This window comes from Micromonospora matsumotoense (assembly GCF_050951065.1).
Classification (GTDB): domain Bacteria; phylum Actinomycetota; class Actinomycetes; order Mycobacteriales; family Micromonosporaceae; genus Micromonospora; species Micromonospora matsumotoensis.
Genome location: NZ_CP192025.1, coordinates 5,916,949 through 5,936,320, shown reverse-complemented (window position 1 = coordinate 5,936,320; position 19,372 = coordinate 5,916,949). Strand labels below are relative to the sequence as shown.

Genomic DNA, 19,372 nt, shown 5'->3' with positions numbered 1-19,372 from the left:
CCGCGCGCGGGTTCACCCGGATGCACTTCGAGCTGGACCGCATCGAGATGCTGCTCGACCTGCTGGGCAGCCCGCAGCGGGCGTACCCGTCGATCCATCTCACCGGGACCAACGGCAAGACGTCCACGGCCCGGATGATCGACTCGTTGCTGCGGGCCTTCGGCCTGCACACCGGCCGCTACACCAGCCCGCACCTGGAGACCGTCCGGGAGCGGATCAGCCTGGACGGGGAAGCGGTCGACGAGGACCGCTTCGTCGCCATGTACCGCGAGGTGAAGCCGCTGGCCGACCTGGTCGATCAGCGGTCGGCCGAGCCGCTGACCTACTTCGACCTGACCACCGCGCTGGCGTTCGCCACGTTCGCCGACGCGCCGGTCGACGTGGCGGTGGTGGAGGTGGGGTTGGGCGGCGCCGAGGACGCCACCAACGTGCTCCAAGCCGGGGTGGCCGTGCTCACCCCGATCGGGCTGGACCACACCGAATGGCTGGGCGACACCCTGGAGGACATCGCCCTGCACAAGGCCGGCATCATCCACTCCGGCGCGACGGTCATCGCCGCCGCGCAGGAGGAGGAGGCGGCCCGGCCGATCCTGGAACGGTGCGCCGAGGTCGGCGCGACCGTCGCCCGGGAGGGCGCGGAGTTCGGGGTGCTGCGCCGGGCGGTCGCCGTCGGTGGTCAGGTGCTGACCCTCCAGGGCCTCGGCGGCGTGTACGACGAGGTGTTCCTCCCGCTGCACGGGGCGCACCAGGCGCAGAACGCGGCGGTGGCGCTCGCCGCCGTCGAGGCGTTCCTCGGGGCCGGGGCGAAGCGGCAACTGGACATCGAGGCGGTCCGGGAGGGCTTCGCCTCGACCAGTTCCCCGGGCCGGCTGGAGAAGGTCCGCAACGCCCCGACGGTGCTGCTGGACGGGGCGCACAACCCGCATGGAATGGCCGCCACGGTCACCGCGCTCCAGGAGGAGTTCGCGTTCAGCAAGCTGGTCGGGGTGCTCGCCGTACTCGGCGACAAGGACGCCGCCGGCCTGCTGGAGTTGCTGGAACCGGTGCTCGACTCGCTCGTCGTCACCCGGAACAGCTCGCCCCGGGCGATGGCCGCCGACGAGTTGGCCGAACTGGCCCGGGAGGTCTTCGGCCCGGACCGGGTGCAGGTGGCCGACGAGATGCCGGACGCCATCGAGGCTGCCGTCGCCGAGGCCGAGTACGACGTTCCCGGTGAGTTGTCCGGGGTGGGGGTGCTGGTCACCGGGTCGGTGGTGACGGTGGCCGACGCCCGACGGCTGCTCAAGCGATGACCGGGCCCACCCCGGACCGCCCGGACCCGGTCAGCCCCGCCGACCGCCCGGACCCGACCCACGCCACCCCGCCCGGGGACGCCGGACCGGCGGGGGGCGCGGGACCGACCGGGAGCGCCGGACCGCCGAAGGATGCCGGACCGGCGGGGGACACGGGACCGGCGGGGGCGCCACCCGGGCGGCGCTCCGGGTTGCGTAACCCCGAGGCGGCCGTCCGGGGTCTCGGTGCCGGGACGCTCGGGCTGGAGGCGCTGGTCCTGCTGCTCGCCATCCAGCCGATCCGGGTGGTCGGTGGGCACTTCGGCGGGGCGGCGATCGCGGCCACCGTGGCGCTGGCCGTGGCGGCGGTGCTGCTGGCCGGCCTGATGCGCCGCCGGTGGGCCTGGTCGGCGGGCACCGTGCTCCAGGGGCTGCTGCTGCTCGCCGGCCTGCTGCACTGGTCGCTGTTCGGTCTCGGGGTCATCTTCGTCCTGGTGTGGGCGTACGCGTTGCACGTGCGGCGGGTCATCCTCGGCTGAGCGGGGTCACGCGTCGGCGCGTTCCCGCCACTGGGTCAGCGCGATGCCGTGACCGTCCGGGTCACGGAACGCCGCGGCCCACACCTCCACCCTGGTGCCCCGGTTGACCACCCGGGGCGCGTAGGTGAACCGCAGGCCGGTGTCCTTGAGCCGCCGGTAGGCCGCCTCGATGTCGTCCACCTCCAGGTTGACGTGGACCAGCCGGCGGCTCATGGGTGCCGCCCCGGTCACCTCGCGCAGCACCAGGCGGGTCGCCCCGGAGGCGAGCACCGCGTTGCCGGAGCCCCGGTCGAACTCCTCGAAGCCGAGCACGTCACGGTAGAACTCCAGCGACCGGGACAGGTCGGTGACCAGCAGGGTCAGCCCGACGCCGCTGATCGGGGCGGCCAGTTCCTCCGGCTCGGCGGGCGCGGCCGTCGGGTCGTACCCGAAGATCGCCTCGTCCAGCTCCGGGTCGAGGCGGCCCTCGGTGGCGGCGGGGGCGTCCAGCGGCACGTCGACCGGGTCGAGGATCGGTTCGTCGAACCGCTCCTCGGCGGGCGGGCGGGGAGCGGGCGCGGCCGCGGCCGTGGCCCGACGGGGCAGCTGGCCGGTCGACGGCTGCTCGACCACGGTGCCCTCCAGCACCACCGGGCCCCCGGGCCGCTGGTGCATCACCACCGGCGTCCGCTCGTCGGTCAGCACCTCGACGTCGTCGCGCAGCGGCTCGCTTCCGACCGGCTCCGGGTGCTGCTCCCCCCGCGGGGGGTCGGCCCGCAGGGGGCCGGCGGACGGCGGGTCGCGCAGGTCGTCCCGGAACTCGTCGCGGAAGTCGTCGTCGGCCGTCCGGCCGGCCCACGGCGGGGCCTCCTGGTGGATGAGCATGTCGTCGAGCGGCTCGGCACCGGCATACTCCGGTGGCAGGTCGGCCATGGTCATCGCCGACTCGGTGTGGGTCGGCACCTCGTCCCAGAGGACCCGGATGTGCCGCTGGTCGTCCAGGGCCACCCGGATCGGCAGGGTCTGCCCCAGCGAGGGCCACTTCGCCACCGGCACCCGGGGCTCGATGAGCTTCTTGGACCGGGGCGGCAGGCCCGGCGCGTCGATCACCAGCTGGAGTTCGCAGCGGCCGAAGGCGTACTGGGTCGGTGGTTCGGAGGCGCTGTGCACGTGGCCGACCCCGACCACCCAGGTGCGCCCGCCGCCGCGCACGGTGCCCAGGGCGACGGCGAGCACCACCTGGGCCACGCCCAGCGCGACGATGGCCCAGCTGGTCATGCCCAGCCCGAACAGGACGACGAAGGTGGCCACGGTGCCGAGCACCGCAGCGATCAGCTTGCGTACCGGCGCGATGGTGCGGTTCCCGCCATTCGCCACAGTGGACCTCCCAGGGGTCAGAGCCAGGCTAGGCCCGACGGCGACTGAGGGAAAGAGCAGCCGCCGCGCCGGGACCGGTACCGGGTCGCTAGGCTGACCGTACCGAGCCGAACCGCCTTGTGCGCACAGGAGGAACCCAGCGTGTCCAGCAGCAGCCCGGATGAGCGCAGCCTCGTACTGATCAAGCCCGACGCGGTGCGCCGTGGCCTGGTCGGCGAGATCATCTCCCGCTTCGAGCGCAAGGGCCTGCGGATCGACGCGCTGGAGATCCGGACCCTGGACGGTGGGTTCGCCGACCAGCACTACGCCGAGCACGTGGACAAGCCGTTCTACCCGCCGCTGAAGACGTTCATGACCAGCGGGCCGCTGGTGTCGCTGGTGCTCTCCGGCGACCAGGTGATCGAGGTGGTCCGCGCGATGATCGGCAGCACCGACGGCCGCAGGGCCGCCGCCGGCACGATCCGTGGTGACCTGTCGCTGTCCAACCGGGAGAACCTGGTGCACGCCTCGGACTCCACCGACAGCGCCAAGCGCGAGATCGCCCTCTGGTTCCCCACCCTGGGCTGATCCAGCGCTGACGGGGGTCACCCGGCGGGTGGCCCCGGCCGTCGCGGGCCGGCGGCCCCGGACCGCCAGGGCGTGGGGCGGTCGCGGAAGGGGCGGCCCCGGCCGAGGGCGTCGGCATACCCCCAGCGGCCCCTGATGTCGAGCAGTTCGATCTGGCCCAACTCCTCCGGCATCGCGGCGTCGACGGCGAGATGGTCCTCGTACGGTTCGAGTCCGAGCAGCGTGCGCAGCAGCAGCAGGGGCGCCCCGGCCGAGGGCGCGTACGGGCTGTCGGTGAAGCCGTGCGGCACGGGCACGTGGGTGGTGGCCCGGTCGTAGCCGGTGAGATATGCCGGCAGCCGGCCCTGGAAGTGCCGGGCGGCGTCGAGCAGCCCGGTGGCGATCCGGGCGGCCTGCGCCCGGAAACCGGCCCGGCGCAGCCCCCAGGCGATCAGTGAGTTCTCCCAGGGCCAGACCGCGCCGGTGTGGTGGCCGAGCGGGTTGTAGTCGGCCGCCGTGCTGGCCAGGGTGCGGATGCCCCAGCCGGAGTAGAGCGCCGGGGAGAACAGGTGCGCCACCACCTGCTCGGCGCGGTGGGCGGCGACGATGCCGGTGCAGAGCAACTGGCCCATGTTGGACGTGAGGGAGTCCAGCGGGGTGCCGTCGAGCTGCACCGCCACCGCGTAGTGGCCGTGCTCGGGCAGCCAGAAATCCCGGTCGAACTGTTCCCGCAGCCGGGCGGCGTCGCGTTCCCGTTGGTCGGCCCAGCCCGGATCGCCCCAGAACCGGCGGGCCATCCGGGCGGCCCGTCGGCGGGCCTCGTAGGCGTACCCCTGGATCTCGCAGATCGCCAGCGGGAAGGTGGGCGGGCGGCCGTCGGCGAAGCAGATCGCGTCGGCGGAGTTGCGCCAGCTCTCGTTCTGCGGACCGGTCCGGGTCGGGTGCCGGGTGGACCAGACGTAGCCGCTGCCGGTCGGGTCCGCGTCGGAGTCGAGCCAGCCGATGGCGGCCCGGACCTCGAACTCGAACCGGCGGACCAGCTCCGCGTCGCCGGTCCAGCGTTCGTACTCGTCGAGCAGGATGACGAACAGGGCGGTGGTGTCGACCGCGCTGAAGTTGGCGGCCTCCGGGGTGTCGTTGAACGCGCCGGAGTCGCCGTACCGGCTCTCCTGGACGATCTTGCCGGGTTGCTCGCCCCGGAACGGGTCCTGCCGGACGCCCTGGCTCAGCGCCAGGATGCGCAGCGTGTTGACCGTCCGTTCGGGCATGAAGGGCAGCGCCTGGAAGCTGCTGATCAGGCTCTCCCGGCCGAGCAGCGCCATCGACCAGGGCAGCCCGGTGGCGGGCAGCGCGGCCTGGAAGTTCAGCCCGGGGTAGTGCAGCGCGGCCAGGTCCCGGATGCCGTACTCGTACGCCTGCTGCAACGGCTTGTGGTCGGTGCGCAGCCGGGGCACCCCGGCGGTCCGGGCGGCGATGTCCCGGCCCCGTTGGTGCTGGCCGCGGCCGACCGAGCTGGTCAGCCGTTCCCGCAGGTCGCGGCGGCGCAGGTCGCGCAGCAGGGCGAGCACCCGCAGCCGGGTGGACCAGGTGCCGTGCGGGACGACGGTGAACGTCCAGGTCAGCCCGTGTTCGTCCAGCTCGGCCGGTGTGCTGGAGGTGATCACCGTCTCGCGGTGCAGGCTGCCCCGCTTGTAGTGCAGCCGGAGCGCGTCATCGGCGATGGTGGCCGTCACCGGCCGGGCCCGACGGAAGCCGTCGCGGACCTCCAGCACCTCGGCGAAGTCCGCGCCCACCTCGAGCCGGACGACGTACCGCACCGGTTCCGGCGCGTAGTTGAACAGGACGATCTCCTCTTCGAACTCCGGCCCCACCCAGCGGTGGCGCAGCACGGACGTGGTGGCGTTGACGTAGTGGGTGGGTTCCCCGGGGACCAGCCCGAACTTGGCCTCGTAGGTGGCGACGTCATCGACGGAGAGCACCGAGAGGCTTTCCGCGTTGACCGTCAGCCGCCAGGTCGACAGGAACCGGGTGTCGAAGGAGAAGAGCCCCAGCGGGGTGGTCGGGGCGCTCAGCACGTCCCCGTTCTGGGCGCTGATCATGAAGATGTTGCCGGAGAAGACGCTGGTGACCTCGTGTAGCCCGATGAAGCTTGGGGCGGTGTGCCGGACCATCTCGGCGGCCGACCCGGCTCCGGTGCTGTCGGCGTCGACCGGCAGCAGCCGCCGGAAGGTGAACAGCAGTGCCAGGTCGCCGGCGACCGAGACGTCGCCGCGCAGCAGCATCGCCACCAGGTTGTCCCGGCCGGCCAGCAGCCGGGCGAACGCCTCCGGTCGGACCTCCACCGTGCAGTCGGGGTCGTCCCCGGTCCGGCTGACCCGGCTGTGCCCGTCGGCGAGCTGAACGAACCAGAAGGCGGTCTCGCCGTCCTCGACGCTGACCTCGAAGCGGAGCAGCCCGGTGGGAGCGGCGGGCAACCGCCCCCGGCCGTTCGCGGCCAGGTCGGCGAAGAACTCCGCGATCCGCCCGTCCACCGCCCGCTCCCGTCCCCGCTGGCACGCCCACGAAAAGGTCTAGGTGTGCCAAAAGGAACAATACGCCGCGCCGGATCCGGGTGGGCGCGCTTAAGTGGAAGAACGCCACTACGCTGCGCAAACGCCGGGGAGGACTCGATGATGGACGGGCAGACGGCCGCCGGGATGCGGTACTGGACGTACGGGCACGGTCGGCGCGACACCTTCCTGCTGGTGCACGGCTGGTGCTGCGATCACGATTTCATGGCACCCCTGGCCCGGCACCTGGCCGACCGGCAGGCCCGGGTGATCGCCGTCGACATGCCCGGCCACGGGGCCAGCCCACCCCCGGCCGACGGCTACGGCGTGCCCGAGATGGCCGGCCACCTGCGGGCCTTCGCCCACGCGCTCGACCTGCGCCGGGTCTTCGTGATCGGGCACAGCCTGGGTGGTGTCTGGTCACTGGTGGCCGCCGCCGGCGACCGGGACCGGTTCACCGGGTTGGGGCTGCTCGACTCCGCGGTGGCCGGCCCGCCCGGCGCCCCCGCCGCGATCGCCCAGGTGGCGGCCTCGCTGCGGGACGACACCTCGGGTGCGGTCCGGGAGTCGATCGTCCGGTCGTACTTCCCGCCGTACTCCGACCCGCGCCTGGTGGAGCGGGTGGTGGCGGCCACCGCCCGCCCCTCGACCGAGGTGGCGTACGCGCCGATCGCCGGGCTGGCCGAGTGGAGCGCCGCCGAGGGGGACGTGGCGGCCCTGCACCGCTGGGACCGCCCGCTGCTCTTCGTGGGCAGCAACGCCCCGTTCGCCGACTACGCCCGGCTGGCCGAACTCGCGCCGCAGGCGTTCATCGGACAGACCGTGGGCTCCGGGCACTTCGTCCAGCTCCAGGTGCCGGCCCAGGTCGACGCGATGCTCGACCGCTATCTGGAGGTCACCGGCTGAGCCGTGACCCCGGGGATGGGCCGGTGGGCGGGACCCGCCGGGCCCACCGGTTCAGAGGGTGTCCAGCGAGGCGCGGCGACGGGACTCCGCCTCGAACACCGTCAACAGCCCGGCCGCCAGCACGGCGTAGCCGACCCCGACGGCCAGCTCGACGCCGATCGCCGGCAGGGCGTCGCCCAGGGTGGCCCCGCCGGCCAGCCGCCGGGCCGCGTCGGCGGCATGGGTGATCGGGAGCACCGCGCCGACCGCGCGGATGCCGGCCGGCAGGCTGTCGGCCGGCACGTTCACCCCGGTGAACAACAGCAGCAGCGCCACCGCCACGTTCGAGATCAGGAAGACGTCCCGGAAGCGCAGCCCCAACGCGCCCAGGGTCAACCCGAAGAACCCGCAGGTGAGCGAGGCCGCCGCCAGCGCCAGCAGCAGGCCGGGCAGGGCGGTGGCCGGAATCCTCAGACCGAGCAGGAGCGCGGCCACGGTGAGCGTGCTCGCCGCGATCAGCAGGCCGTTGCCGGCGTACGGCAGCACCCGGCCGAGGAAGATGGCGGTGCGGCTGCGCGGGGAGAGCAGCACGTGCCCGAGGGTGCCGAAGCGCCGCTCGTTGGCCACCGCCATGGTGCCGCCGTAGACGCAGGCCAGTGCGGCGGTGAGCACCGCGTTGCCGACGATGTAGAACCGGTCGTCGGCGACCCCGAACTCCCGCCCCAGGTAGGCGAAGAAGAAGAGCTGGAACAGCGGGCCCACCAGCAGGGTGCCCACGAAGATCGACGGGGTGGTCCAGTTGAACAGGGCCCGGTAGGCGATCACCCCACCCACGCCGACCAGCCGGAACAGCGCGCTCATCGGGGACCTCCGTCGACCGGTCGGGATCGGACGTGCACCGGTGTGCCCCCTCAGGCCAGGGCCAGGGTCGCGGCGACCCGGGCCCGGCGCTCGACGTACGTCATCAACACCCAGCCGACGGCCAGACACGCCAGGCTGATCGCCAGGCAGCCACCGAGCGCCGGCCAGACCGGCCCGCCGGCGGCGGCCTCGTGCACCGCGCGGGCCCCCCAGGTGGTCGGGAGCACCGCGGCGACCGGCCCGGTCCAGCCGGGCAGCGCGGTGACCGGCACGAGCATCCCGGAGACCAGCCAGATCGGGTACTCCAGCATGTTGGCCAGGGCGTTGGCGTGCCGCAGCAGCACGAAGCTGGACGCCAGCAGCAGCCCGAACATGCCCAGCCCGGCGATGCAGCCGGCGACGGCCACCGGAAACGCCACCGGGTGGGCGAAGTCGAGCGGGATGCCGTAGAGCAACCGTCCCCAGGCCAGGGTGGCGAGCATCGCGTACGTGCCGGTGATGCCGGTGGCCAGGGTGACCGGCAGCAGCACCAGCGCCGGCGACCGGGGCGCCAACATGATCATCTCCAGGGTGCCCTGCCAACGCTGGGACTGGATCGCCCCGCCGGAGCCGAACAACACCGTCGACCAGACCCCCATCAGGCCCGCGCCCACCGCCGCCTCCAGCAACCGGTCCGGCTCGCCGCCGGCCCGGAACAGATAGACCGCCAGGGTCGCCTGCACCACCGGGACGAACAGCGCGATGGCGATCTCGAAGGGGGAGCGGCTGAGCTGCTTGACGTGCAGCAGCGCGCCGACCGCGATCATCCGCAGGGTGCTCACGCCGGCACCCCACCGACCAGCGGCGTCGGCTCCGCCGCCCGGTTGACGATCGCCACGTACGCGTCCTCCAGGGTGGGCTGCCGGGCGGTCACCCGGCCCAGCCGCACCCCGCTCAGCTCCCGCAGCACGTCGGCCTGCACGTCCACCCCCGCGTCGGACTGCACCCCGAGCAACTGCGCCGCACCGTGCACCGCCAGGCTCACCTCGCGTACGCCGGGCCGGGCCCGGATGGCGGCCACCTGCCCGTCGGTCACCCCGTACGCCTGCACCTCCAGCACCCGCCGGCCGTCGGCGTGGTGGCGCAGCTCGGCGGGGGTGCCCAGCGCCTGGATCCGGCCGCCCGCGATCACCGCGATCCGGCCGCACAACTCGTCGGCCTCGGCCATGTAGTGCGTGGTCAGCAGCACGGTGGTGCCGGTGGCGGCCAGTTCGGCGACGGTCTGCCGCAGCTCCCGGGCGGCCACCGGGTCGACCCCGATCGACGGCTCGTCGAGGAACAGCACCCGGGGCCGGTGCAGCAGCCCCCGGGCGATGTGCAGCCGCTGCCGCATGCCCCGGGAGTAGCCCTCGACCCGGTCGTCCTCCCGGCCGGTCAGCCGGACCAGCGCGAACAACTCGGCGATCCGGCGCTTCTGCTCCCGGCCCGGTACGCCGTACAACTCGGCGAAGTAGCGCAGGTTGTCCCGGGCGGAGAGCCGGTCGTAGAGACCCCGGTCGCCGCCGAAGACGTACCCGATCCGGCGGCGCACCTCCCGGGTCTGCCGGACCACGTCGAAGCCGCAGATCCGGGCCTCGCCCCCGGTCGGGATGAGCAGGGTGTTGAGCAGCTTGATGGTGGTGGTCTTGCCGGCGCCGTTCGGGCCGAGCAGGCCGAACAGTTCACCGTGGCGCACCGCGAGGTCGACCCCGGCGACGGCGTGCACCTCCCGGCGCTGTGGTCGTAACCAGCCGGTCCGGCTGCGGTAGCTGCGGTGCAGCCCCACCGCCTCGATCGCGTGTTCACCCATGGCCGCGAATCTATGGGTGGACCAGCCGGACCGCCCACCCCTTTACTCGGCGGCGGTGACCCGCACAGGTCGAGTACCCTGACGGGTACAGGCGACGACCCGGCCATCACCGGTGAGCCTCCGGAAGAAAAGGCCCTCGGGCCCGACTAGAACCGGACGGGGCGGCCCGTCACAGCCGACCAACGAGCGGGCGGTCGATCCTGACCGCCAAGCGGGGTGGTACCGCGGGCCCGGCCCGGGGCGTCGACGACGGCGTACCGGACAGGCTCGTCCTCGCAGACCACGAGATCAGTGAGCTGCCAGAGGAGAGCGACCCCCGATGGGCTATCCGTTGCACGACCCGGCCGCCGGCGTCCCGGCGAGCCCGGACCTGCCCGCGGTCGAACGCCGCGTCCTGGAGCACTGGACCGCCGACCGGACCTTCGAGGCCTCGGTGGCGGCCCGGCCGGCCGGCGACGACGGCAAGAACGAGTACGTCTTCTACGACGGCCCGCCGTTCGCCAACGGCCTGCCGCACTACGGCCACCTGTTCACCGGGTACGTCAAGGACGTGGTGCCGCGTTACCAGACCATGCGCGGTCGGCACGTCGAGCGGCGCTTCGGCTGGGACTGTCACGGCCTGCCCGCCGAGGTGGTGGCCGAGAAGCAGCTCGGCATCACCAGCAAGGCGGAGATCCTCGACCTCGGGGTGGCCCGGTTCAACGAGGCGTGCCGCTCCTCGGTGCTGGAGTTCACCCAGGACTGGGAGCGGTACATCAACCGGCAGGCCCGCTGGGTCGACTTCGCCAACGACTACAAGACCCTCGACCTGGACTACATGGAAAGCGTCATGTGGGCCTTCAAGACCCTGCACGACAAGGGCCTGATCTACGAGGGTTTCCGGGTGCTGGCGTACTGCTGGCGGTGCGAGACGCCGCTGTCGAACACCGAGACCCGGATGGACGACGTCTACCGCGACCGGCACGACCCGACGCTGACCGTGTGGTTCGGGCTGACCGGCGACGAGTCCGCCCCGGAGCTGCTGCGCGGGCCGGTGAAGCTGGGCGTCTGGACCACCACCCCGTGGACGCTGCCGTCGAACCTGGCGCTCGCCGTCGGCCCCGACATCGAGTACGCGGTGCTCGACCGCGACGGGGAACGGTTCGTCGTCGGCGCGGCCCGGCTCGGCGCGTACGCCAAGGAGCTGGAGGGTTACCAGCTCCTCGGCACGGTGTACGGCCGGGACCTGGTCGGGCGGCGCTACACCCCGCTGTTCGACTTCCTCGTCGAGCAGGCCGGCCCGAACGCCTACCAGGTGCTCGGCGCGGAGTTCGTCACCACCGAGGACGGCACCGGGATCGTGCACCTCGCCCCGGCCTTCGGCGAGGACGACCAGAACGTCTGCAACGCCGCCGGCATCCCCACCGTCGTCACCGTCGACGACCACACCCGGTTCACCGCACTGGTCCCGCCCTACCAGGGTGAGCAGGTCTTCGACGTCAACAAGCCGGTGATCCGGGAGCTGAAGGAGCGGGGGGTGGTGCTGCGGCAGGACACCTACACCCACTCGTACCCGCACTGCTGGCGCTGCGACACCCCGCTGGTCTACAAGGCGGTGTCGTCGTGGTTCGTCGCGGTGACCACGTTCCGGGACCGGATGGTCGAGCTGAACCAGCAGATCAACTGGACCCCCGGGCACATCAAGGACGGCTCGTTCGGCAAGTGGCTGGCCAACGCCCGGGACTGGTCGATCAGCCGCAACCGGTTCTGGGGTTCGCCGATCCCGGCCTGGAAGTCCGACGACCCCACCTATCCCCGGCTGGACGTCTACGGCTCGCTGGCCGAGATCGAACGGGACTTCGGCGTACGCCTGACCGACCTGCACCGGCCGGCCGTCGACGACCTGGTCCGCCCCAACCCGGACGACCCGACCGGCAAGTCGATGATGCGTCGGGTGCCGGAGGTGCTGGACTGCTGGTTCGAGTCCGGCGCGATGCCGTTCGCCCAGGTGCACTACCCGTTCGAGAACGCCGACTGGTTCGAGCACCACTACCCGGGCGACTTCATCGTCGAGTACATCGGGCAGACCCGGGGCTGGTTCTACACCATGCACGTGCTGGCCACCGCGCTGTTCGACCGGCCGGCGTTCCGCAACTGCCTCAGCCACGGCATCCTGCTCGGCTCCGACGGGCGCAAGATGTCCAAGAGCCTGCGCAACTACCCCGACGTCTACCACGTCTTCGACGCGTACGGCTCGGACGCGATGCGCTGGATGCTGATGTCCTCGCCGGTACTGCGCGGCGGCGACATGGCGGTCACCGAGCCGGCGATCCGCGACGCCGTCCGGCAGGTGCTGCTGCCGCTGTGGAACGTCTGGTACTTCTTCTCGCTCTACGCCAACGCCGACGGGCACACCGCCCGGCGGCGGGTGGACAGCACGCACCTGCTCGACCGGTACGTGCTGGCCAAGACCCGGGAACTGGTGGAGACGGTCGGTGCGCAGATGGACGCGTACGACATCTCCGGGGCCTGCGGCACCGTCCGGTCCTACCTGGACGCGCTGACCAACTGGTACGTGCGGCGCTCCCGGGACCGGTTCTGGTCGGGTGACGCCGACGCGTTCGACACCCTGTGGACCGTGCTGGAGACGCTCTGCCGGGTGGTGGCGCCGCTGGCCCCGCTGACCGCCGAGGAGATCTGGCGTGGGCTCACCGGGGAGCGGTCGGTGCACCTGACCGACTGGCCGTCGGCGCAGGAGTTCCCGGCCGACCACGACCTGGTCGCGTCGATGGACGCCACCCGGGACGTCTGCTCGGCGGCGCTGTCGCTGCGCAAGGCCAAGGGGCTGCGGGTCCGGCTGCCGCTGCCCCGGCTGACCGTGGCCTCCCCGGTCGCGGACCAGCTGCGGCCCTTCGCCGACCTGGTCGCCGACGAGGTCAACGTCAAGACGGTGGAGTTCTCGGCGGAGGTCGCCAGCTACTGCCAGCAGGTGCTGACCGTGGTGCCCCGGGCGCTCGGCCCCCGGGTCGGCAAGCAGGTGCAGCAGGTGATCAGGGCGGTCAAGGCAGGGGAGTGGGAGCTGCACGACGGCGCTCCCGTCGCCGCCGGGGTCACCCTCGCCGAGGGTGAGTACGAGTTGCGCCTGGTCGCCGCCGACGCCGAGCACTCCGCGCCGCTGCCCGGCGGCGAGGGCGTCGTCGTGCTCGACACCGAGGTCACCCCGGAGTTGGCCGCCGAGGGGCTGGCCCGGGACGTGGTCCGGGTCGTGCAGCAGGCCCGACGGGACGCCGACCTGGACATCTCCGACCGGATCGTGGTGTCGGTGTCGGCCTCCGAGCAGGTGCGGGTGGCGGTGTCGGCGTACACCGGTTTCGTGGCCCGGGAGGTGCTCGCCGACACGGTGGACTTCGCCGACGGCCTGGCCGGCTTCACCGGTGAGGTCGGCGACGGCGAGCGGGTGACGGTGGCCGTCCGACCGGTGTGAGGAGTGCGCAGGGGCCCCTACCATCGCGTGATACGCGGGGGTGGGGGCCCTTCCCCGGGCCCGCGATCCAGTAGGCGGACGCGCGTGTACCCGTTGGGTCGCGCGGGCGTCTGTCCGCTACCGTGACACCGCCTGTTCAACGCACGATCGCCGGAGGACCAGTGCCGCTGCTCTACACCATCGGCAAGCTCACCGTGGGACCCGCGATGCGGCTGGCCTTCCGCCCGACCGTCGAGGGGCTGGAGCACATCCCGGCGACCGGCGGCGCGATCTTCGCGGGCAACCACCTCTCCGTCGCCGACGAACTGCTGCTCGGCACCGTCGTCCCCCGGCACCTCGCCTTCTGGGCCAAGTCGGAGTACTTCACCGGCACCGGTGCGCGGGGTGCGCTGTCCAAGTTCGTCCTCACCGGCCTGGGGGCCATTCCGGTCGAGCGGGCCGGTGGCCGGGCCGCGCTGTCCGCGTTCGACGCGGCCATCCCCGCGCTGCGCGGTGGCGACCTGGTCGCCGTCTACCCCGAGGGGACCCGCTCGCCCGACGGCCGGCTCTACCGGGGACGGACCGGCACCGCCCGGCTGGCGGTGGCGGCCGGGGTGCCGGTGATCCCGGTCGGGGTGACCGGCACCGACAAGGTGCAGCCGATCGGCACCCGGATTCCCCGCCCCGGCAAGGCGAAGATCGTCATCCGGTTCGGCAAGCCGTTGGACTTCACCGGCCGCTCCGACGACCGCACCTCGCTGCGGGAGATGACCGACGAGCTGATGGCCGAGATCCAGAAGCTCACCGGCCAGGAGTACGTCCCCCGCTACGCCCCCCGCCGGGCCGAGCCCACCCCGGGCGGGACCCCGGCCTGACCGGTCCGCCCGGCTCCGGCCTGACCGGGCGTGGGTGGCGCCGGCCCGCGCTCAGCCCTGCTTGGGGGTGACGATCTGGGCGCGCATCCTGGCGAGCAGTTGGGCGCTGTCGTCCACCGAGAGCCGGGTGAAGACTCCGGTGGCGCTGCTGCCGTGGTCCACTGACGTGCAGACCACCACGTCGGCGCCGTCGGAGACACCGGTCGCGCAGCGCTCGTACCGGCCCCGCACGCCGCTGTCCACCGGTTGGGGCGTACCCAGCTTGTAGGTGCCGGTCAGCTGCACCATCGCGTCGTCCGCATCGGACTCCGGCCGGAACCGGAAACCGGTGTCACCGAAGACTGCCACCCGCTTGCCGTCGGAGGTGATGTACACCCCGGCGTAGACGTCCTCGGCCAGCATGTTCGCCTTGCGTGCCTCGGTCTTGAGCTTGTCGACCTCACTGCCCGAGTCGTCGCGCAGGGTCAGGTCGGCCACCTGGGCCGGCAGCGCCGCGTCGGCCGGGTACTGCTGCCAGACCGGCTTGCCGAACCAGGCGGGGCAGCCACAGCAGCAGGCCAGGCTGAGCAGCAGCACCCAGGGCCAGCGCCGCCGCTTGCGGCGGACGTACCCCTTGGGAGGGCTGGCGGGGTTCGGCGGCGGGGCGACCGGTTGCGGGCGGACCCGCCGCTGCTTGGGCGGCCGGGGCGGCGCGGGCGGCGGCGGGGTGGCAGCGCCGGGCGGGCCGGCGGCGGGGACGCCGGCCGCGCGGCGGGCACCGGCGCGACCGGGTACGGCCGGGTCGGCGACGGCGAGGCCGGACCGGCCGACGACGCCGACGGGTACGCCGGAGCCGGCGAGTGCGGGTGGGGCGTCGACGGGGCCGGCGGGGTCGGCGGCCTCGGGGTCTGCTGGTAGGGCGGGGCCGGTGGGGTCGGGGTGTGCTGGTAGGGCGGCGTCGACGGGGCCGGCGGGGTGGCGTGGGCCCGTTGGGGTGGGGTCGGGTCGGCGACCGGTGGGTAGGGGCGGGTCGGCGGGGACGCGGGGTAGGGCGGCGGAGCCAGTTCCGGGTGGTGCAGGTCCCAGCCACCGGTGTCCGCGCCCGCCCACGGGTCCACCGGGGCGCGGTGTTCGGGCAGCTCCGGTGGGAGCGGCGGTGGCGGTGGCGGCGGTACCGGAGAGAACTCGACCGACTCACCCCAGCCGCGGCGGCGCGGCGGCGGCGCGGGTACGGCGGCGGAACCACTCCACCGGGGCACCGCCGGCTCCTCCAGCGTCGCGTCGGGGCGCTGCTCCAGGCGGGTGGCGTCGGGGCGCTGTTCCAGCCGGGTGGCGTCGAGGCGAGGGGCGTCGGGGTGCGGGGCCTCGGGGTGCGGGTCCAGTCGGGTCGGGTCGGGTCGGCCGGGCGTCGGCGGCTCGGGGGCGTGTTCCCGGCCGGAACGGCGGCCGATCCCCGCGCCGGGGCGGCCGGGCCGGGGGCGACCCCCGCGCCGGGGTGACCGGGCCGGGGGCGACTCCCCGCGCCGGGGCGGCCGCCTCCACCGGACGGCTCTGCGCGTCCGGCCCGACGGGCTCCGGCGGGCTGGTCTGCGCGTCCGGGTCAGCCTGCGCGTCCGGGTCAGCCTGCTCGTCCGGGTCAGCCTGCTCGTCCGGGTTGGTTTGCTCGTCCGGGGCGGCCGGCTCCGGCGGGCCGGTCCCGGTCGGGGCGGCCGGCTCCGGCGGGTGGGACGACCCGGTCGGGCTGGTGGACTCCGGTGCGGTGGTGGGCCCGGTCGGGGTGGGAGGCTCCGCCAGGGTGGGACGCTCCGGGCCGGTGGTGGCGTCGACGGGCGCGGTCGGCGGGGAATCCTCACCGGTCGGATGCGCGAGGTCGCCTTGCGTGACCGGAGTGGGTTCGTCGGCCGGCGCTGCGGTGTCGACAGGGTCGTGGGGTGGCGGTACGGGGAGGTCGACCGATCCGGCGGTGACCACCGGATCCTGCTGCCGACCCGGGAGCGGGTCGCCCCCATCGGCCAGCCGGTCTGCTCCCGGCTGCGGCTCCGGCATCGCGGCAATCTCCTCTCGCACCGGTTGCGAGGTTAGTACCGGGGCGCCACCTCGACCAATCGGCGCCCCCGCGACCGCCCACCCCGGCACCCGAGGAGCCCCGGCCGCGCGCGGGGCGTCAGCCGGGGTGTGGGGAGCCCGACGGGAGGGGGCGGCAGTGCGGCGGGGGAGGTCGGCGGTGCGGCGTGCCGTCCGCCGGTGGACGCGTACCCTTGGGCTCCATGAGTGCTCCGTCCACGACCCCGCGCCCCGCCGCGGCCATGACCGACGACGCGGTGGGTCTGCCGCCGCACCGCGACTCCGAGTTGTCGGTGTGGCCCCGGCTGGAGGCGCTGCTGCCCCAGGTGACCAAGCCCATCCAGTACGTCGGTGGCGAGTTGGGCGCGGTGGTCAAGGACTGGGACGCGGCGACCGTCCGCTGGGCGCTGATGTACCCCGACGCGTACGAGGTGGGCCTGCCCAACCAGGGCGTGCAGATCCTCTACGAGGTGCTCAACGAGCTGCCCGACGTGCTGGCCGAGCGGACGTACGCGGTCTGGCCGGACCTGGAACAGCTGATGCGCACCCACGGCGTGCCGCAGTTCACCGTCGACGCGCACCGGTCGGTGCGCCGCTTCGACGTGTTCGGGATCTCGTTCTCCACCGAGCTGGGCTACACCAACCTGCTCACCGCGATCGACCTCGCCGGCATCCCGATGCGCGCCGCCGACCGCACCGAGGCCGACCCGGTGATCGTGGCCGGTGGGCACGCCGCGTTCAACCCGGAGCCGATCGCCGACTTCATCGACGCCGCGGTGCTCGGCGACGGCGAGGAGGCGGTCCTGGAGATCACCACGATCGTCCGGGAGTGGAAGGCGGAGGGCTCCCCGGGCGGCCGGGACGAGCTGCTGCTGCGGCTGGCCCGCACCGAGAGCGTCTACGTGCCGCGCTTCTACGACGTGGACTACCTGCCCGACGGTCGCATCCAGCGGGTGGTGCCGAACCGCCCGGACGTGCCGTTCCGGGTGCACAAGCGCACGACCATGGACCTGGACGCCTGGCCGTACCCGAAGAAGCCGCTCGTGCCGCTGGCCGAGACGGTGCACGAGCGGTACGCGGTGGAGATCTTCCGGGGCTGCACCCGGGGTTGCCGGTTCTGCCAGGCCGGCATGATCACCCGTCCGGTCCGGGAGCGTTCGATCACCACCGTCGGGCAGATGGTCCAGCAGGGGCTGGAGTTCTCCGGCTTCCACGAGGTGGGGCTGCTGTCGCTGTCCTCGGCCGACCACTCCGAGATCGGCGACATGTGCTCCGGCCTGGCCGAGCAGTACGCCGGCACCAACGTGTCGCTGTCGCTGCCGTCGACCCGGGTGGACGCGTTCAACATCGACCTGGCGCAGGAGCTGTCCCGCAACGGCCGGCGGACCGGGCTGACCTTCGCCCCGGAGGGCGGGTCGGAGCGGATCCGCAAGGTCATCAACAAGATGGTGTCGAAGGAAGACCTGATCCGCACCGTGGTCACCGCGTACACCAACGGCTGGCGGCAGGTGAAGCTCTACTTCATGTGCGGCCTGCCCACCGAGACCGACGAGGACGTCCTCGAGATCGCCGACATGGCGCACGAGGTGATCCGGGCCGGGCGGGCCGCCACCGGATCGAAGGACATCCGCTGCACCGTGTCCATCGGCGGGTTCGTGCCCAAGCCGCACACCCCGTTCCAGTGGGCGTCGATGTCCGCCCCGGAGGTCATCGACGGCCGGCTCAAGCTGCTCAAGCAGGCGATCAACGCGGACCGGTCGCTCGGTCGGGCGATCGGCTTCCGCTACCACGACGGCGAGCCTTCGCTGATCGAGGGGCTGCTCAGCCGGGGTGACCGCCGGGTCGGCGCGGTGATCCACCAGGTGTGGCGCGACGGCGGCCGGTTCGACGGTTGGAGCGAGCACTTCTCGTACCAGCGCTGGGTGGACGCCGCCGCCGAGACGCTGCCCGCCTTTGGTGTCGACCTGGACTGGTACACCACCCGCGAGCGCGACGAGCTGGAGGTGCTGCCCTGGGACCACCTCGACTCGGGCCTGGACAAGGACTGGCTCTGGCAGGACTGGCAGGATTCGCTGAGCCAGTACGAGCAGGACGACTGCCGGTGGACCCCGTGCTTCGACTGCGGCGTCTGCCCGTCGATGGACACCGAGATCCAGATCGGTCCCACCGGCCGCAAGCTCCTGCCGCTCACCCCGGTCACCGCGCTGAAGGTGCCCACCGCCGCCCAGCAGTGACCGTCGACGGGGCGGGCCCGGCGTGCTCCGGCGGGCCACCCGTCCCGCGCCGACGATCGTGAAGCTATCGTCACCGGCAGTCCGCGCCACGGGTTGATCCGGGGCGCGGGATGACCGGCCGGCGTCAGACCGAGGAGTACGACGATCAGCAGGAAACCACAGCCGGAGGGCGGGCAGGCGCCGGTCGTCCAGCGTGTCCGGATCCGGTACGCCAAGCGCGGGCCGTTGCGGTTCACCTCCCACCGGGACTTCGCCCGCGCCTTCGAGCGCGCCCTGCGCCGGGCCGCCGTGCCGGTGGCCTTCTCCCAGGGCTTCACCCCGCACCCGAAGATCTCCTACGCCAGCGCCGCCCCCACCGGCGTCGCCAGCGAGGCGGAGTACCTGGAGGTCGGCCTCCAGGCGACGGTCGACCCGGAGCAACTGCGGGTCGCCCTCGACGCGGCGCTCTCACCCGGCCTCGACGTGCTGGAGGTGGTGGTCGCCGCCGGGGGGAGCCTGGCCGAGCGGATGGAGGCGTCGTACTGGCGCATCGAGCTGCCCGACGTCGACCCGGAAGTGGCGCAACGGGCGGTTTCCGCCTTCGTGGCCGCCGACGAGGTGCAGGTCGAGCGGATGACCAAGCAGGGCCGACGGACGTTCGACGCCCGTGGCGCGGTGACCCGCATCGATGTGTTGCCCCCGGTGGAGACGCCTTCCGGGGCAGCGGACTCGTCGTGTGCGATACTCGAACTGGTCGTTCGGCAGGTCACCCCGTCCGTGCGACCCGATGACGTCCTTTCCGGCCTCCGCGTGGTGGCCGCCCTGGAGCCGCCGGTCTCCCCGAGGGTGATCCGGCTGGCACAGGGCATGTTGACCGCGCAGGGCGCGATCGTGGATCCGTTGGACGCGGACCGCGACGGGGCAGCCATCGGAGAACACTGACCGTCGGTCAGGGTTCTGGCAG

The 19,372-nt window shown here is 73.2% G+C and carries 15 protein-coding genes; 9 read left to right on the top strand and 6 right to left on the bottom strand.

Annotated features, from left to right (window positions below; translation table 11 throughout):
- The first annotated feature begins 20 nt into the window (after positions 1-20).
- On the top strand, positions 21-1,292 hold the full coding sequence (locus ACQP1S_RS25140) for a bifunctional folylpolyglutamate synthase/dihydrofolate synthase (RefSeq protein WP_432908293.1): 1,272 nt from the start codon (positions 21-23) through the stop codon (positions 1,290-1,292).
- Positions 1,289-1,810, top strand: a complete 522-nt coding sequence (locus ACQP1S_RS25135) for a DUF4233 domain-containing protein (RefSeq protein WP_432899909.1) — start codon at positions 1,289-1,291, stop codon at positions 1,808-1,810. Before ACQP1S_RS25140 ends, ACQP1S_RS25135 begins: the two co-directional genes overlap by 4 nt.
- Before the next feature lie 6 nt (positions 1,811-1,816).
- Here the strand turns inward: ACQP1S_RS25135 and ACQP1S_RS25130 are convergent, their stop codons facing one another.
- Positions 1,817-3,166 carry a VOC family protein gene (locus ACQP1S_RS25130; protein ID WP_432899906.1) on the bottom strand — a complete coding sequence of 450 codons (1,350 nt, stop codon included), beginning with the start codon at positions 3,164-3,166 and terminating at the stop codon, positions 1,817-1,819.
- A gap of 141 nt (positions 3,167-3,307) precedes the next feature.
- Between ACQP1S_RS25130 and ndk the strand changes: the two genes are divergently transcribed.
- Positions 3,308-3,733: a nucleoside-diphosphate kinase gene (gene ndk, locus ACQP1S_RS25125; RefSeq protein WP_432899903.1), complete on the top strand. Its 426-nt coding sequence runs from the start codon at positions 3,308-3,310 to the stop codon at positions 3,731-3,733.
- Positions 3,734-3,750: 17 nt separating this feature from the next.
- Here ndk and ACQP1S_RS25120 read toward each other — a convergent pair whose 3' ends face one another.
- A complete protein-coding gene (locus tag ACQP1S_RS25120; protein ID WP_432899900.1) occupies positions 3,751-6,243 on the bottom strand; it encodes a glycogen debranching N-terminal domain-containing protein in 2,493 nt (830 codons plus the stop codon).
- Between the two features lie 138 nt (positions 6,244-6,381).
- On the opposite strand from ACQP1S_RS25120, the gene ACQP1S_RS25115 reads away from it, so the two are divergent.
- Positions 6,382-7,167, top strand: a complete 786-nt coding sequence (locus ACQP1S_RS25115; protein ID WP_432899897.1) for an alpha/beta fold hydrolase — start codon at positions 6,382-6,384, stop codon at positions 7,165-7,167.
- A gap of 51 nt (positions 7,168-7,218) precedes the next feature.
- Here ACQP1S_RS25115 and ACQP1S_RS25110 read toward each other — a convergent pair whose 3' ends face one another.
- The 3 genes from ACQP1S_RS25110 to ACQP1S_RS25100 are packed head-to-tail and all read right to left on the bottom strand — an operon-like array spanning position 7,219 to position 9,835.
- Positions 7,219-8,007, bottom strand: coding sequence for an ABC transporter permease (locus ACQP1S_RS25110; protein WP_091238671.1), 789 nt, complete (start codon positions 8,005-8,007; stop codon positions 7,219-7,221).
- Between the two features lie 50 nt (positions 8,008-8,057).
- A complete protein-coding gene (locus ACQP1S_RS25105; RefSeq protein WP_245722271.1) occupies positions 8,058-8,828 on the bottom strand; it encodes an ABC transporter permease in 771 nt (256 codons plus the stop codon).
- The gene (locus ACQP1S_RS25100) at positions 8,825-9,835 is read right to left on the bottom strand and encodes an ABC transporter ATP-binding protein (protein WP_432899892.1); all 1,011 of its coding nucleotides are present in this window, start codon (positions 9,833-9,835) and stop codon (positions 8,825-8,827) included. Before ACQP1S_RS25100 ends, ACQP1S_RS25105 begins: the two co-directional genes overlap by 4 nt.
- A 319-nt stretch (positions 9,836-10,154) precedes the next feature.
- Between ACQP1S_RS25100 and ileS the strand changes: the two genes are divergently transcribed.
- Both ileS and ACQP1S_RS25090 read left to right on the top strand, forming a co-directional pair.
- Entirely contained in the window at positions 10,155-13,298 is a 3,144-nt protein-coding gene (ileS, locus tag ACQP1S_RS25095) for an isoleucine--tRNA ligase (RefSeq protein ID WP_432899889.1), read from the top strand.
- Positions 13,299-13,459: 161 nt separating this feature from the next.
- Positions 13,460-14,152, top strand: a complete 693-nt coding sequence (locus ACQP1S_RS25090; RefSeq protein WP_091238659.1) for a lysophospholipid acyltransferase family protein — start codon at positions 13,460-13,462, stop codon at positions 14,150-14,152.
- Positions 14,153-14,203: 51 nt separating this feature from the next.
- On the opposite strand, the gene ACQP1S_RS25085 is transcribed toward ACQP1S_RS25090, so the two are convergent.
- Positions 14,204-15,241 carry a hypothetical protein gene (locus tag ACQP1S_RS25085; RefSeq protein ID WP_432899886.1) on the bottom strand — a complete coding sequence of 346 codons (1,038 nt, stop codon included), beginning with the start codon at positions 15,239-15,241 and terminating at the stop codon, positions 14,204-14,206.
- A 17-nt stretch (positions 15,242-15,258) separates the two neighbouring features.
- Here ACQP1S_RS25085 and ACQP1S_RS25080 point away from each other — a divergent pair, with 17 nt between their 5' ends.
- From ACQP1S_RS25080 to ACQP1S_RS25070, 3 genes are all read left to right on the top strand, one after another.
- On the top strand, positions 15,259-15,630 hold the full coding sequence (locus tag ACQP1S_RS25080) for a hypothetical protein (RefSeq protein WP_432899883.1): 372 nt from the start codon (positions 15,259-15,261) through the stop codon (positions 15,628-15,630).
- Between the two features lie 768 nt (positions 15,631-16,398).
- A complete protein-coding gene (locus ACQP1S_RS25075; RefSeq protein ID WP_432899880.1) occupies positions 16,399-18,429 on the top strand; it encodes a TIGR03960 family B12-binding radical SAM protein in 2,031 nt (676 codons plus the stop codon).
- Positions 18,430-18,654: 225 nt separating this feature from the next.
- On the top strand, positions 18,655-19,350 hold the full coding sequence (locus ACQP1S_RS25070) for a TIGR03936 family radical SAM-associated protein (protein WP_245722269.1): 696 nt from the start codon (positions 18,655-18,657) through the stop codon (positions 19,348-19,350).
- Positions 19,351-19,372 lie beyond the last annotated feature (22 nt).